10 protein-coding genes are annotated in these 16050 nt (G+C 40.1%); 3 read left to right on the top strand and 7 right to left on the bottom strand.

Annotation, left to right across the window (positions count from 1 at the left end):
* Positions 1 to 39: 39 nt before the first annotated feature.
* On the bottom strand, positions 40 to 2655 hold the full coding sequence (ppsA, locus tag AC0VX1_RS11190) for a phosphoenolpyruvate synthase (protein ID WP_475471251.1): 2616 nt from the start codon (positions 2653 to 2655) through the stop codon (positions 40 to 42).
* A gap of 552 nt (positions 2656 to 3207) precedes the next feature.
* Positions 3208 to 3612, bottom strand: coding sequence for a VOC family protein (locus AC0VX1_RS11185; RefSeq protein WP_475471249.1), 405 nt, complete (start codon positions 3610 to 3612; stop codon positions 3208 to 3210).
* A gap of 727 nt (positions 3613 to 4339) precedes the next feature.
* On the opposite strand from AC0VX1_RS11185, the gene AC0VX1_RS11180 reads away from it, so the two are divergent.
* A complete protein-coding gene (locus AC0VX1_RS11180; protein WP_475471247.1) occupies positions 4340 to 4777 on the top strand; it encodes an SRPBCC domain-containing protein in 438 nt (145 codons plus the stop codon).
* Between the two features lie 97 nt (positions 4778 to 4874).
* Here AC0VX1_RS11180 and ggt read toward each other — a convergent pair whose 3' ends face one another.
* The 4 genes from ggt to AC0VX1_RS11160 all read right to left on the bottom strand — a co-directional run bounded on the left by ggt (position 4875) and on the right by AC0VX1_RS11160 (position 10719).
* Positions 4875 to 6950, bottom strand: a complete 2076-nt coding sequence (gene ggt / locus AC0VX1_RS11175) for a gamma-glutamyltransferase (RefSeq protein WP_475471245.1) — start codon at positions 6948 to 6950, stop codon at positions 4875 to 4877.
* Positions 6951 to 7166: 216 nt separating this feature from the next.
* Positions 7167 to 9161 (bottom strand): TRAP transporter permease, encoded by a 1995-nt coding sequence (locus AC0VX1_RS11170; protein ID WP_475471243.1) that lies wholly within the window; start codon positions 9159 to 9161, stop codon positions 7167 to 7169.
* Positions 9154 to 9660, bottom strand: a complete 507-nt coding sequence (locus tag AC0VX1_RS11165; protein ID WP_475471241.1) for a DUF1850 domain-containing protein — start codon at positions 9658 to 9660, stop codon at positions 9154 to 9156. Before AC0VX1_RS11165 ends, AC0VX1_RS11170 begins: the two co-directional genes overlap by 8 nt.
* 84 nt (positions 9661 to 9744) lie before the next feature.
* Positions 9745 to 10719 (bottom strand): TAXI family TRAP transporter solute-binding subunit, encoded by a 975-nt coding sequence (locus AC0VX1_RS11160; RefSeq protein WP_095390262.1) that lies wholly within the window; start codon positions 10717 to 10719, stop codon positions 9745 to 9747.
* 427 nt (positions 10720 to 11146) lie between these two features.
* On the opposite strand from AC0VX1_RS11160, the gene AC0VX1_RS11155 reads away from it, so the two are divergent.
* On the top strand, positions 11147 to 12058 hold the full coding sequence (locus AC0VX1_RS11155) for a LysR family transcriptional regulator (protein ID WP_328136023.1): 912 nt from the start codon (positions 11147 to 11149) through the stop codon (positions 12056 to 12058).
* Between the two features lie 228 nt (positions 12059 to 12286).
* Here AC0VX1_RS11155 and AC0VX1_RS11150 read toward each other — a convergent pair whose 3' ends face one another.
* Complete coding sequence (locus AC0VX1_RS11150) at positions 12287 to 14329, bottom strand: sigma-54 interaction domain-containing protein (RefSeq protein ID WP_475471238.1); 2043 nt, start codon at positions 14327 to 14329, stop codon at positions 12287 to 12289.
* Between the two features lie 287 nt (positions 14330 to 14616).
* Between AC0VX1_RS11150 and AC0VX1_RS11145 the strand changes: the two genes are divergently transcribed.
* Positions 14617 to 16038, top strand: a complete 1422-nt coding sequence (locus AC0VX1_RS11145) for a YfcC family protein (protein WP_475471236.1) — start codon at positions 14617 to 14619, stop codon at positions 16036 to 16038.
* Positions 16039 to 16050 lie beyond the last annotated feature (12 nt).

The following is a 16050-nucleotide window of genomic DNA, read 5'->3' as shown; positions in this document are numbered from 1 at the left end:
TAATTCGAATGTTCTTCTTTATGATAGAAATGTAATGAATTATAGTATTTCTATATAACCTTCTGTTCCATTTACTCGAATACGTTGCCCATCTTTTATCAGCTTGGTGGCATATACCACACCGACAACGGCAGGTAAGCCATATTCACGTGCGATGACTGCTCCATGGGTCATCAGCCCGCCAACTTCGGTGACGAGTCCTTTTATGGATACAAATAATGGTGTCCAGCTAGGATCGGTGAAGGTTGTAACCAGTATATCTCCATCTTCTAGATCTGCATCTTCCATGTTTAGGATGACGCGTGCTTTGCCCTCTATAATTCCGGAAGAAACCGGTAGACCTACAATAGCCTCGGCCATGAGATTGTCTCGTTTATACTCCCCTACAATGACTTCACCATCAGACGTGATAACACGTGGTGGAGTAAGTTTTTCATATAATCTGTACTCGTCTTTTCGTTTGCTGATAATCTGGTAATCTAGTTTATTTGTGCGTACGACTTCATGAAGTTCTTCAAAAGTAAGATAATATATATCTTCTTTTTCATGAATAACGTTGGCTTGTACGAGTTGTTCGGCTTCCTTGAGTAAAGACTGCTTATAAACGAAGTAGCGGTTAACCATGCCGTATTTTGGATATTCCCGATAACCGATGAAATTCCGGATTAGACTGATCATTCGTTTTGTTTCTTTGGCTTTTTGTTCACCATCCGGTAATTGCTTCAATCGATCTAATATCTCTAGTTCTTTTTTCAAAGCTTCCTGTCGCCCTTGCTCAAATTTCAGATTGCTAGCATTAGGCTCAAAGTTTTTGATATTACTTAGAATCACGGGGACAAGTGTAGTTGGTTTTTCGCTCCAACGGGTTTTAGTAATATCGATTTCTCCAGCACATCGCATTCCGTATTTGCCGAGATAATCATAGATAGCATCCTGAGTTTCCTGACCACCATCAAACTTAACTAGTTCATCCATAAAATTATCATCTTTTACTTGTTGTAAGTAATCAATTACTTTTGGATAAGGACGTATCACATCTGCGACATCCATTAGGGCCAGACCCATTTCTGAAGTTATATTGTTTGGTACAGATTGAGAAAGCGTGTCTGCTGCGTTTTTTTCACCTAACCACTTATTCATTTTTTCATTGATCCATGATGATGCATCTATAGCAGCCATAAACACTGCTGAACTTTGTGGGTCAAATAAAATCTTCTTTAATATCTGGATATCTTCCAGAATGAAATCAAATAACTCCGAACCTGATTTCGTTTGGATGTTTTGTTTTAATTCTTCTATCGATGTTTGACTACGTTTAATCAAATCAGAAACGATTGTCGGGTCGTTTTCAATTTGTGCCCTAGAATCCGCAGACGGCACACTTTTATTGCTTTTACCGGAACTCTGTTCTTGCTTATCATTTGGTACAGATTTTATGAAATCCCCTCGCTCTATTATGTTAATGAGTGCGTCTTTCATGAGCGGGTCGTGTTGTCCCATGGCCTCTACTAACATTTTTCTGCTTTCAGGTGAAGCCACCATATGTGTGACATCAACAAACAACCTTCCGCCAGCTATACGCATGGGTGCAGGAGTCGTTAACAGCCAAAAGGATAATCCCAATGGTTTCATGGCGTCAGTCATCATTTGTTGATGACCGACAGATACATAAACGTGATTCTCTTGATCATTCGCTTCTGGGATGGGGTATAAAGTAGTGATTGGACGGCTCTGGACAATATAAAATGTATCATCAACCAAACACCATTCGATATCTTGCGGACAGCCAAAATGCGCTTCAAGCTTTCTGCCGATCCTTTCAAGCCCCAACACTTGCTCATCTGACAGGGTCGATAAAACCTGCTGCCCCGGCTCAATTTCCTTTTCCATCGTTCCGCCATCTTTTCGTGCATATATAGCCAACTTTTTGGCAGAAATCTTCTTCTCCACAATCCTACCTTCTTGCACTTTATAATTGTCCGCAGACACTAAGCCAGAGACAAGTGCCTCACCCAGCCCAAAGCTAGCATCGATCGAAAGCACCTTGCGGTTTGAGGAAACTGGATCAGCTGAAAATAGTATTCCGGAAGCTTGTGGAAAAATCATCCTTTGAATAACAACAGACAGATAAACCTTGCGATGGTCAAATCCGTTTTGCATTCGGTAAATCACAGCACGATCAGTAAATAGTGAAGCCCAGCACTTACTAATATGTTGTAAAATTGCATCTTTTCCTTTGATGTTTAGATAGGTATCCTGTTGACCTGCAAAGGAGGCAAATGGAAGATCTTCGGCAGTAGCGCTAGAACGAACAGCATATGCATGCTCGAAGCCAAAAGTTAAGAGACATCGGTCGATATCTTCTTCGATCCCCTTGTCGATCTCGATTCCCTCAATCAGATCACGAATCTTCCTGCTAATTTCACTTATTCTTTTTCGTTCGTCCACTTTTTGTACTGCAAGCTGATCGAGTAATTGATGAAGCTCATCATTTTCCCCAATGACTCTTTTAAATGCCTCAGTAGTAACACAAAATCCTTCTGGTACAAGAATTCCATCCATCTTCGAGCATTCGCCCAAATTCATCCCTTTGCCACCGACCACCATTTGTTTCGTTTTATCGATCTCCCGAAACTCCAGTACATATGGTTTCATTTCTTTCCCTCCCATTTATCGCTTAATACCAAGAGAATCATATGACAAAAATTGTTCATGTGATCAACCATTAACGCTGTCCAGTCGTTCTTGCTCCTACTGAAGTTCCATGTTCCTATCAAACACTCCTTTAAAAAAATAAAAATAAGGATTGACTGAGAAGGAAATTATGTTGTATAATTATAATAGGGTATAATTTATAAAAAATAATAAATTGGTGTATCTATATAAATTTAACACAGTTTTTCATTTTTTTCAATGTATTTTCATGACCACAATTGTAGTAAATACAAAGTCAGAAAACCCCATTTTACAAGACAACTCACATAAATGATTTCCGAATATCCAATCATTTATTGCAGCTTAAGGGAAAATACAGATGTACAACCTTAATAACCTCCAATAGTAAAAATCCCGGTTTCTTAGTATTAAGAAATCGGGATTTTTTAGATACTCCATTAAAGCGTCCGAGCTTTATTGAGAATTTTTAAAATTTTTACCTTCCCAAATAATAGTAACGACTTTACAAAGAAGGATGTCTTCTGGTTTAGATTAATTGACAGTAAACATCCATGAAACACCAAATTTATCCTTCAACGAACCGTGAAGTTTCGCAAAGAATGTTTCATGAAGATCCATATGTATAGATCCCTCTTCTTTTAATATGTTCCATGCCTTTCTAGCTTGTTCCACCGAGTTCAGCTCCACACTTACAACCACTTTGTCACTATCATTCAATTCACGGTTTGAATCAGAACCCATTATAACTCCATCTTCTGTTAATCTTAATTGTGAGTAAAGAACAAGGTCTTTATCACTTTCTTCAACAGGAAAGTCTGGACTTGATGGGATCTCACTATATTTTTGCATAGCAATAAGTTCCCCGCCAAAAGCCTCGATATACAATTTGAAAGCCTTTTCACATTCTCTGTTAAACATTAAATATGGTTTAATCATTTTCATTCTCCTTTGAATCAAGATTGGATTCCTTAATAATAACCGGTACCAAGATTATCATCGTTACAAGCATACACGAACATCAGTTCTATTTTCAAATAAAAACTTCTGATCGTTCTTTTTTATAATAGAACTTAAACCTATATCATTATGCACAAAAATAGCATTGTTATATTCTCGACGTACAGCATGGTAAACGGTTTCCAAATATAGAACGTGATTTCATCAACAAAACTTATAATGATATCCACAATGCGGCACTATCCCGGAACAAGGATCAGCGCTCATTTTTCATTTTAGGGGAAGGATATTTTTGGTACCGCCTCGTGTAGGACAACAATACATTTCTTCAATATTATTTGACGGGAATATTCCTGTTTGTTTATATCTCACCCAAAGGACTATCATTCTAATAAATCGTGGGGTAAAGATGAATACTACATTATTAATTACTCTTCGAGTGGGAATGGCGAACTCAATGGAAACGGCCCTTTCACCGCGGGAGAATATGCAGAACGACTTCAGATTCGGCACCCATTGGCATCCAAATATATAAGCGGGCTTCATAAATCAGGAGTTGTGGAATTTATGCGGAAGCAATTCGTCGAATTTACAAGCTTCGTCCAGAGCCCTTTAGGATTAAACATTTGGTTTGAACAGTATTGTGAAATATGGGAAGAAAGACTCGACAGCTTGGAACATTAACTGAAATAATTGGAGGAATAAAATGTTTCCAAAAACCGAAATCACCCGCAGTTTCAATGCTCCTCGCGAGCTTGTATTTAAGGCTTTTACCGAATCAGAACATCTGCAGAACTGGCGGGGCCCAAAAGGATGGGCTTTTGATATTTCTAAGTTTGAGCTTCGCCAGGAAGGTGTTTTCCATTACAGCCAGACATCTCCTGACGGTAATGTAATGTGGGTCAAATTTGTTTATCATGAAGTAAATGCCCCAGATAAACTCGTTTACACCCTTTCTTTTCTGATGAAATGGGTAACATCGTACGTGCTCCTTTTAACGACAACCGGCCATTGGAAACTCTCAATACTTTTACATTCACCGAGGGCACCTGTATCCCCAACCGAGGAGGAAACGGTTCAGGAGGGCTTTTCAGGAACCTTCGTTCAACTGGCTGACTACCTCTCTACTATTTCATATGACTAAAAAACAACCCCAGACCTCTCTTTACATAGAGAATTCCGGGGTTGTCAAGTTTAGGTTCATTTAGTAATCAAGTTCCCGAGCGGACTTAGAAAAGCAATCAATTCGTGACACTGCCATCTTCGTCCGGATCCTCAATATCCGCCGGATCTTTTTCCAATAGTGCCTCTTTGTCTTTTTCGTTCCATTTTGTTTTATACCCTAATGATTTCGCTACTCCTAACACAGGTAGATACGATTTTTTATCTGGTTTAAATGTTTCTAAATCCCTTGTTTGGATTACACCCAAACCTAGTAGTAATTTATCTGATTGGATATAGGGTTTTTCATCGATCAGTTTCATTTGATCAGCTGTATAAGGATAAACGGCTCCATTCACTTTTAAGGTAAACGGTCCCTTTTTTTCTTCTTTTATTTCTTTCGGCTTTTTCGATTTATGGGAAACATCATACACACCTTGAACAGTTCCTTCTCTCGTATTATCGGCTCCTCCATACATTTTTCCCTTTTCATAATCATAAATAACTGCTTGCACATTTCCGATATGTTGCGGTTTTTCTTCATAAACATGGCCTTTAGCCATTAACTCAAGCCTTGTATTTTGTTCAATTCCCGGTTCCCATCTTACTGTCGGATAACCAGCAGAATAAATACGTGGCGCATATATGGCATCTTGAATGAGCATTTTATGATCAAGCACGTTCATGATCGTTTCAGATACCGATGCGATTATCGTCGCTCCTCCTGGTGAACCAATGGCCATGAAAGGATTTCCATCTTTCAATACGAAGGTCGGGGACATACTGCTTCTTGGTCTTTTTCCTGGTTCCACCTGGTTAACTCCACCCGGTGTGGCATCAAAATCCGTCATTTCATTATTTAGCATGAACCCATAATCTGGTACCATGATACCAGATCCGAATACTTGCTCGATTGTAGTCGTATAAGCTACCATATTTCCCCACTTATCCATTACAGAAAAGTGAGTCGTTTGTCCGATTGGGGTTTTCTCTTCTTTTACCATCTTCATTGCAGTGGGTTCTTTGCCCTCATACTTCCATGGATCGCCCGCTTTGACATCAGCTGTTGATCTATTTGGATTGATGAGTTTTCTTCTTTCTTTAATATAATCTTCATCTAATAGTCCCTCTGTTGGTACATCATAAAAATCCTCATCCGCCATATAAGCAGCGCGATCGGCAAACGCAAGATGCATGGCTTCGGTTAGGTGATGAAGATACTCAGGTGAGTTGGCCCCCATCTTTTGCACATCGTATCCTTCCATAAGCTCCAGGATTTGCAGAACAGTCAAACTGCCTGAGCTTGGTGAAGCTGCCCCTACCACTTCAAATCCCCTATATTCCGATTTAATCGGCTCTCTTTCTTTCACTTCATAGTTTTCCAAATCCTCAGTTGTCATCGTTCCTTCACGCTTTTGAACTTCTTTGGTGAGTGCTTCCCCGATTTCTCCTTTATAAAAAACGTCAGAACCTTGTTTTTTTATTAACTTAAGAGTCTTTGCCAGGTCTGGCTGAACGAGGGTGTCTCCCTCTTCCAACGGCTTTCCGTCTGGTACAAAAACTTTTGCAGCCGATTGGTTATTTTTAAGCTTTGTTACATTTTCATCGATATATTGTGCTGTTGCCCAATTGACTTTTACCCCTTCTTCAGCTTGTTTAATGGCCGGGCCTATGACTTGTGATAATTTCAATGTTCCATATTTCTCCAGAGAAGTCTCCACCCCCATAAGAGTCCCAGGAACAGCAACCGCTTTCCCGGATGTATGCCGCTTACTAAAAGGAATAGGTTTTCCCTTTTCATCTAAAAAAAGTTTAGGCGTAACATTTTGAGGTGCCATTTCGCGATTTTCGATCATCGTTATTTTATTTTCCTTTTTATTATAAATCATGATAAAACCACCGCCGCCGATTCCAGACATCATTGGTTCAACCACATTTAACGATAATTGAATGGCTGCCGCTGCATCGACTGCATTTCCGCCTTGTTTTAGTATCTCTATACCCGCTTCAGCTGCTAACGGATGAGAAACTGATACGATTCCATTTGTAAAACCCTTTCCCATTGACCCATCCACTCCAGGAACACTTGCAAAAGCCGGTGTGATCATACAAAAGAAACTGAAAGTAACTAAAATAAAACTTTTTAAAAATTTCATGAATTAGTCTCCTTTCAAAATAAAACAAATTGGGTTTTATCATAAGGCAAGTGGATATACGAGCAGAATTCTCTTGTAGGAATATGCTGGTTGTCTCGATAAAAAACAGTCTGCACATTCCCATTTTCGTTGCATTCCCAATGGTGCTCACTTCAAAAAATCACCCCCCCGAATGGTTAAGCTCTACCCTTTACTTCCGGATTGATATTCGCAGGGTCAACTTTTCTCAATACTTTGGTTATTTTCTAAGATCTTGGAGCTGTCGTGATTGTCATTTTTCCAAAGATATTGTAAAGCCAGCAACACGATAAAAGCAGATATCCCAATGATGTCCGATACCGTTTCAGGGTAGATCAATAGTAAACCTACGATTACGGCGAGGACTCTTTCTAACCAGTTCATTCCCCTCATCCAGTAACCTATGACACCCGCCCCAATTGCAATCATACCTGCCATTGCAGTAAGTACTACCCACGCAACCTCCATCCATGTTGTATCGATCATTAGCATTTGCGGGGAGAGAACAAAAATATATGGAATGATGAATGCAGCGATGGCAAGTTTCGATGACTCAATCCCCGTTTTTATCGGCTCGCCTCCCGCTACCCCTGCCGCTGCAAATGCCGCTAAAGCAACTGGAGGAGTTATATCTGCTATAATGCCAAAATAGAAAACGAATAAATGTGCAGATAGATCAGGAACACCAAGCAAAATTATCGCAGGCGCTGCAATCGTCGAGGTGATTACATAATTGGCAGTCGTAGGTGAACCCATACCTAATATAAGTGCCGCTACCATAGTTAGCATCAGTGTTGGAATCAAATATCCACCAGATAAATCAATCAAGCCATTAGCAAGCTTAAGTCCTAGCCCAGTTTTCGTGACGATACCGACAATAATGCCTGCTGCTGCTGTTGCAGCGGCCACTGCAAGTGCTGTTCGGGCTCCATCCACCAATGCATAGATGATATCGATGAATTTCATGCGGACATCCTTGTTTATGAAACCTACAAGAACCGAGATGGCGATGGAATACAGTGCTGCATGTGTTACCGTGATATTCGCCATGAGCAAAATGATAATGGCAAGAATCGGTATTAGTAAATAAAACTTGCCGAACACTTCCTTTTTACTCGGCATCTCTTCTTGCGTTAACCCACGCAGCCCAAGTCTTTTCGCTTCAAAATGGGTCATGATCCAAATTCCTGAAAAATAAAGGATAGCTGGAATCGCAGCCGCCTTTGCTATATCCCAATACGTTATTCCATTCCCAATGAACTCAACCATTAAGAATGCCGCTGCCCCCATTACCGGAGGCATCAATTGACCGCCTGTCGAAGCAGCCGCCTCCACTGCCCCGGCAAATTCCTTCTTATATCCAAGATTTTTCATCATCGGTATCGTAAATGCTCCTGATGTGACAACATTAGCCACAGAGCTCCCGCTAATCGTTCCTTGAAGAGCACTTGAAAAAATCGCAACCTTCGCAGGTCCCCCTATCCGTCTGCCGGCAATTGCGGTAGAGAGATCATTAAAGTATTGACCGACGCCTGTTCGGACCAGAAAGGAACCAAACAGTAAAAATAGGAAGATGAATGTCGATGACACCGCTAACGGGGTACCCAAAATGCCCTCTGTCGAGAAGAACATCGTTTGCACCAAACGTTCCAAAGTTAAACCACGATGAGCGAGGAATCCCGGCATATACTGTCCAAAAATTCCATAGAAAATGAATAATAATGCAATGACCATGATAGGAATCCCAACTGCACGCCTGGTTGCTTCCAAAACTAGGAGGATGGCCAATAAGCCAACGGCAAAATCCAATGCGCCCAAACGTCCTACATTCATGACGATATCTTCGAAAAATAAGGGCCAATATGCACCTACCCCAATACTAAGGAGCGCTAATATGATATCGTACCAGGCAATTTGAAACTTTCCTTTTTCACGCTTCTTCCGGTTTGCAGGAAATAGTAAAAAAATCAGGGAGAGTGCAAACCCTAAATGTATCGTCCGTTGGATTTGTGCTGTAAAAACGCCAAAAATGGCTGTATATAATTGGAATAACGAAAAAGCTAAAAGTCCAAAAAACGCAATGTGCCCCAAGGCACCAGTTAATTTCCTTGTCCCGGCTTCTGGATCATATTTCTCCAATAACTCCTGTTGCTCTGCTTCGGTTAAATATTTCGTTTTTTCTTTATCAGCCACTAATCTTCACTCCCTTCAACTGTTCCCACAATGAAATGCTTTCCGATGAAATCCTGATCCATGTCCCAGGTTTAATGAAGTCTGATAATGTATATGTTTTTTCATCATATACCAATCTATGGTTAGCCCTGACTTGTCCTACCCGTAAATCTATAAAGGCGAAAGTGCGTTTCATATTTTTTATGAAGTAGGTACCTTCTTTTTCTTCGAATACCTCCTCCCCCTCTGCATTGGAAGGCATACCGACTGCAAAGTCATGATAAGCAAGTTCGGTTTGTATGATTTGCTTATCGGAAAAACGATATGATTCCAGTACATCCGAAAGGTGGATGGAGTGGGTATATTTAATCTGGAAATTCCTTTCGTTTTTCAATGGTAAGTACGCGACTAATTCCCCTTGGTCCTGATAGGAAAATGCAATTACCTGTTTATACGGAAAAAATAAAAGAAATGCGATGAGCAGAGGTATACCAAAAGCCATGAATTTCTTGAATATCATAGGTACCCCTTTCACAACCAGTGTCCCATTTAGAAAAAAATGAAGCCGATAGGCCACATAAAGCGAGCTACCGACCCAATTGCATTACTTGGAAACACCTTTTTCTTTAAAGTATTTTGCTGCCCCAGGATGCACTTCCATATCCCCTAATCCTTCAAGTGCAGTTTCTGCTGTAAGGAACTTGCCTTTTGCATGTGTGATTTGATCAGTGTTTTCATATACAGCTTTAGTCATTTCATAAACTAAATCTTCATCAAGATCCTTTGTAACCACTAACATCGCTTTAACTGCAACTGTTTTAACCTCGGAATTGATTTTGTACGTTCCACTTGGAATGGTATCTTCAGCATAGTATGGATACTTTTTAACCAAAGCTTGAATCTTGTCCTCTGCAATAGGCAGGACCATGATATCATTTTGTACGGACAGCGCCTCAACAGCGCCAGTTGGTGTTCCGGCCGTAATGAAAGCTGCATCAATATTGCCTGCTTGTATTCCTTCCGCCGACTCATCGAAAGATAGATTTTGCCCTTTAATATCTTTCTCAGACAACCCATGAATCTCCAGGATTTGCATGGCATTGATGTATGCACCTGAACCCGGTGCACCCACTGATACCTTTTTACCCTTTAAATCCTCTATTGATTTAATTCCGCTTTTCGCAGTCGTTATAATTTGAACAGTTTCAGGATATAAGGAGCTGATCGCCATAATATTGTCAATGGGTTTCCCATCGAACATTTCTGTTCCTTCAAGTGCATATGCCGCGATATCCGTTTGCGAAAAGGCGATTTCAGCCTCTCCAACCCTTAACGTTTCCATGTTTTCTGCGGAGGCACCGGATGTCTGAGGTGTTATATTCGCTTTTGTTTTATCGGAAATGATTTTTCCAATTTGTCCTCCAAGCGGATAGTATGTACCCCCCGTTCCACCAGTCAACAGGCTCAAGTTTTGGTTACCGCTTCCTGAGGCACCTTCATTGCTGTCTTTACAAGCCGTGATAATACCGGTGACCGTCAAAATCATGACCAATAAAAAGCACTTATGAAATTTTTTCATAAAAATCCCCCCTCATGTTTATTCATCATCTGCAAAAGATGATAATGTTATTATTCTACCGACCGACTCACTTTCCCTTTTTTTACAAAATCAGACATATAATCAAAAAGGACTAGTAATTGATTTGAATTTTTTTATAGAAACCAGAATAACAAGCACAAATATGTATAAACACCTATTAAAAACAAGGAAAATCCGCTATCCAATAGTAATATTCTACCTTTTATTACCTATTCTCCCTTTCTTTAAGGATAATATTGACTCTTCCATTTTAGAAATATATTATTGTTATAAACTTATAAGTCTATATTATAAAATGATCTTCTAACCTTAAATTTTATATCCAGCTTTTTTTTGCGAGGGAATATTAGGGATTCCCCCTTTCTTTAGCCTTGTATACTCAAATCCAATTGAAGTGGGTGATTGTTTGAATTACCTATCCCTCCGCTATTTCATAGAGGTTTCTAACCATCTTAGTTTCAGTGAGGCTTCCAAAACCCTGCATATATCCCAGCCCGGACTTAGCCAACAGATTTTATCCCTCGAAAAACAATTAGGCTTTAAATTATTGAATCGAACGACAAGAAAAATTACATTGACGGAAGAAGGAGAATACATCTATAAAAAGCTTGCGCCTTCCTTTGAAGATATCGAGAAAACAGTGAATTACATAGTTGAAAACAAAACCATCCCCAAGCCTAAACTGAAGATTGCTACCGTACCCTCTGCAGCTAGTATATATATCCCAAAATTATTGAAAAAGATCGTGGGGCAATACCCGGAAACAGAGTTTTACGTGCATGAAACAACATCTTCAAGAGCAGTAAAACTCGTAAACCAACAAAATTATCACATCGGTTTCATCCGAACGCCCATTCACAGTGACATCATCGCCAATGAAGGATTAAGCATGATTGAATTCATGAAGTTCCCTTTACAATTAGTCGTCTCCATGGATCATCCACTAGCCCAAAAAGAGGCCATACATTTATACGAAGCAAAAGACGAACCTTTTATCCATTATGATGCCGTTCAAGCGCATTCCCTTCAATTCCTTTTGGAAAAGGCTTGTCTGACGGCTGGATTTTCACCTAAAGAATTATGTAAAGGCTCTGAATTACTGACGATTGCCAATCTAATATCCAATAACTTAGGCGTAGCCCTCATGCCGGAAGATATGGTGAGTTTGTTGGGAAAAAGCCAAGTAAAAGCCTTGAACATCGATAACTCGGAATTAACCAGTTCGATATCGGCAGTATGGAAAAACACGGATGCCTCCATTCTGACTAAGCATATTTTGAAAACATTAGAAAATGATGATGATTTTAACAATATGTAAGATTCTTGGTTGGGTAATTGCTGTGAAGCGAGGTAATTATAGTAAAATGAATGATACTTATCGGTGTTAAAAAGCCCCATTTCTCTTTTACGACACCGAGAAACGGGGCTATTAATATAGGATCATTTCACCTTTTAAACTTCTTATTGGCGATGGGGCGTTCCCCCTTATATAACTTATCAAAACCTTAAATTAGCAAACTCCCCTTATTGGTAGTGACTAAGTATATCAATGCATAGCATGCTTTGACTTCAGAAAATATAAATACTCTATTCCTTCAGCGGTAATCTTAGTGCCGGCCCTTCCTCTGCCTTTGACGACAAACCCTTCGATTTCTAAAATATCCAAACGGCGACGAATCTGCTGAGGGGACAAGACAAAGTTCGATTCTTTACTTTGATTGGAAATCAGTTCTCTGCTTGCCGCTTTTCCTTTATCGTTGTATTGCTTAATTACTTCCAAGATGAAAGCGCGCTCCTGATTTTCCAACACACTTTCACAGACGGGATAATCAGCCGTCACACTGTCTTCCTTATTCCCGTGCATGAACGGAAGGTCACTTTTCGTCACGACATTCCCCTCACAAACCGTCAGCATGTAATCGATTGTACTTTTAAGTTCCCGTATGTTGCCGGGCCATTCATATTGCATGAAATAATCCAGTACGTCTTCCTCTACTTTTACCCACTTCCCGCTTTTTGTGATGAGGTGCTTTATCAAAAGTGGAATATCCGCTCTTCTCTCTTTGAGTGACGGTATGTAAAGATTGAGCACATTCAGCCGGTAAAACAAGTCTGTTCTGAATGAACCGTCCCGCATTTTATCATGAAGATTTTTATTCGTCGCGGTTATCACCCTGACATTAACGGGAATGATTCTCTTGCCGCCAATTCTGCGGATTTCCCCCTCCTGAAGAACTCGAAGCAGATGGGATTGAACTGTGAGACTTATGTCACCAATTTCATCCAAAAAGATAGTCCCTTTATCCGCCATTTCAAACAGTCCTTTCTTTCCTCCCCTTTGCGCTCCTGTAAATGCCCCTTCTTCGTAGCCGAACAATTCACTTTCAAGTAAAGTTTCTGTTAAAGCACTACAGTTAACCGCTAGAAATGGCCCGTTCTTTCGCAATGAATGCTCATGAATCGCATGAGCAAACAGCTCTTTTCCTGTACCCGTCTCTCCCTGAATCAAAATCGGATGCTCCGACAAGGCAAGCTTTCTGGCAATCTGCTTACGCTCTTTCATTACTTCATTCTCGCCGATAATATCGTCAAAGCAGTATTTCGAATAAAATCCTTGATTGCGCATTTCTCTTTGTGCAGTCTTTTCTATTTCAAAGGCTTGATGTACACTTTTGAAGGTTGCGACAATTGTATTTTCTTTCATCATTTGCAACCGGAAAATCACGACCTCCACGCCGTATATGTTGAAGAACTTGCTTTCATCATTACTTTCCATGATGAAATCGATAATATCACGACGATTCATTACATGCTCTAGATACTGATTAACCACATCTTTTGCATCAACCTGGAACAATGCCGCAAGCTGGTCATTGAATAACGTTATCAGCCCTTCCTCGTTAACAACCAATATTCCGTCATCGACAGTACACAACACATTTTGGATATGATCACTCATCTGCTTGGCATCCCACTCCGCATGTAACAGCTTACGTTGTAATTCAATTATATTACTAATATACCTTTCAGAAATCTTAGAGGATATATCCTTCTGTAAACCACAGCATTCTACAACTTCCAGAATTGTTGTTATATCAAAAAGACGCACGCCTATATCGATTACTTCTTTTATGTAAGAGGGGCACAGATGAGTTTCTCCTGGCGATACAGCTATTTGGACATTCTCATAAAATAAAATCCCCTTCCTGAAAGGGATAAATTGAACATGATCGACACCAAGCTGATATAAGGATTCAATAAGGCTTATAGTTGCATCGTCATCATCATTCACCAAAAGCACTGTCGAACCCTCTGGTATTCTTAATAGCTTGTCAATGTATTCATGATTAACAGTTCTCTTTCCCACAATTATTTTCTGGGCATTTACGCCATCCATTCCCATTTTCTTTTCATAAGCTGCATCTGATGAATACAAGATAATTCCCTCTCCCAAAGAACGAGGTATCCCCTCATCGGTAGCATGGCTGTTGACATGAACGTAGTCTCCAAGCAGTTGTTCCAGTTGCTCCTGCAAGGCTTCCTTTGTTTTTGAGCTTCCCGCTATAAGTGTAAGTGAGGATTTTGACATAAAAGCACCTACCTGTCTTTAATTGGTTTTATTATATCACCAAAAAGAACCAATAATGACCTTTAACTTCAATCTACCCAATAAGTTCTCATTAAAATCAATTACCCCGTATTGGCACAGAATTTGCTTATATATTGAGTTGTCGTGATTGAGTTGACGTGCCCAAGGATTTGAAAAGGAGGGAAACAGCAGAATACTAGAAAAACAGTTGATAGTCGATAGGCTGGAAAATTTTTGTTAGCGTATTAGTTCCATGTACTTATTTTAAATACAAAGGAGAGACACTTATGAGCCAGGTAGAAGAGAAGGCTGTTTCGCTTGAAACAGCGGGAGAAAAAGAGAGAAAAATCAATGTTTTTGTATTGCTGCTCTGCATTCTCGCAATAGCAACTCTATTTACTTACATTTTGCCTGCCGGGGAATATACACGGATTGAAGCAGATGGACGGACAACTGTTGACGCCAATTCTTTCAAATGGATAGAATCTGCACCGGTGGAATTGTTCGATATGATAAAAGCTATTCACACAGGGATGGTTGAAGCCGGCAATATTATCTTTTTCTTATTGATTATTGGAGGGTTTTTCGGTGTTTTAAGAGCTACAGGGACGGTTGATGTGCTCATCGCCACAATGGCCCGGAAGTTGGAGACACGTGAAAAGCTATTAATTCCTGTCGTGATGCTGTTTTTTGCTGTAGGAGGCTCCTTAATGGGAATGGCAGAAGAAACACTAGCTTACCTTCCTCTTATCATTCCGCTGGCGTTGGCCCTGGGATTCGATACAATTACAGGTACTGCCATCGTCATAGTTGGGGCATTGTCAGGGTTCACGACTGCTATCATGAATCCCTTCACTGTAGGACTTGCACAAGGAATTGCTGAATTGCCGATGTTCTCAGGAATAGGGTTACGCCTTATCTTATTTATTATCGTCTACCTTATTTCCGTTCTTTATATCTATCGTTATGCTATGAAGGTCAAGAAAAATCCTTCTATAGGAATCTACGGAAAATATACAAAGGAAGAAGCAAAAAAACTGCTCCAATCAAGTGCGAAATTAACTGCAAGACATAAATTCATCTTAATCTCTTTTTTAATTAACTATATCGTGTTGGCATTTGGTGTCATCAAATTCCAATGGTACATTACAGAAATTACAGCCTTATTCATTGTTTTGACAATCGTAATTGGAATATTCGGTAAATTGTCCGCGGATCAAATTGTCAACTCCTTTACCAATGGATCTGCCGCCTTGCTAGGCGGTGCTTTGATTATTGGCGTATCACGCGCCATTCTTGTTGTATTGAATGATGGGCATATCGTCGACCCTATGCTGCATCAAGTATCTGAAGCTATCCAGCATATTCCGGCCTATTTAAGTGTTGCCGGCATGTACAGCTTCCAAACTCTTATTCATTTTATTCTAGCATCCGGAACCGGTCATGCGATGTTGACCATGCCAATTATGATTCCGCTCGCAGACTTATTGGATATTACACGCCAAACTGCGGTGTTGACTTTCTCTTTTGCGGACGGAATCGGAAATATGATTTTCCCAACCGCTACCACCTTAATGGCGGGCTTGGCAATTGCAGGCATACCTTGGACAAAATGGGCGAAGTGGATTCTGCCGCTGGTACTTATTCAATATCTCATTGGATTAATAGCCGTCATAACGGCTCACTTCATCGGATATGGCCCATTTTGATAAAAATCACTA

The organism is Peribacillus sp. QJM3NY_7 (genome assembly GCF_056173225.1).
Note: the sequence above shows the minus strand (reverse complement) of the source record. Positions and strands in the feature narration are given on the sequence as shown.

Coding starts and splice junctions, on each gene's coding strand:
- ppsA (WP_475471251.1), bottom strand. CDS start 2,655: ATGAAACCATATGTACTGGAGTTTCGGGAGATCGATAAAACGAAACAA.
- AC0VX1_RS11185 (WP_475471249.1), bottom strand. CDS start 3,612: ATGATTAAACCATATTTAATGTTTAACAGAGAATGTGAAAAGGCTTTC.
- AC0VX1_RS11180 (WP_475471247.1), top strand. CDS start 4,340: ATGTTTCCAAAAACCGAAATCACCCGCAGTTTCAATGCTCCTCGCGAG.
- ggt (WP_475471245.1), bottom strand. CDS start 6,950: ATGAAATTTTTAAAAAGTTTTATTTTAGTTACTTTCAGTTTCTTTTGT.
- AC0VX1_RS11165 (WP_475471241.1), bottom strand. CDS start 9,660: ATGATATTCAAGAAATTCATGGCTTTTGGTATACCTCTGCTCATCGCA.
- AC0VX1_RS11160 (WP_095390262.1), bottom strand. CDS start 10,719: ATGAAAAAATTTCATAAGTGCTTTTTATTGGTCATGATTTTGACGGTC.
- AC0VX1_RS11150 (WP_475471238.1), bottom strand. CDS start 14,329: ATGTCAAAATCCTCACTTACACTTATAGCGGGAAGCTCAAAAACAAAG.
- AC0VX1_RS11145 (WP_475471236.1), top strand. CDS start 14,617: ATGAGCCAGGTAGAAGAGAAGGCTGTTTCGCTTGAAACAGCGGGAGAA.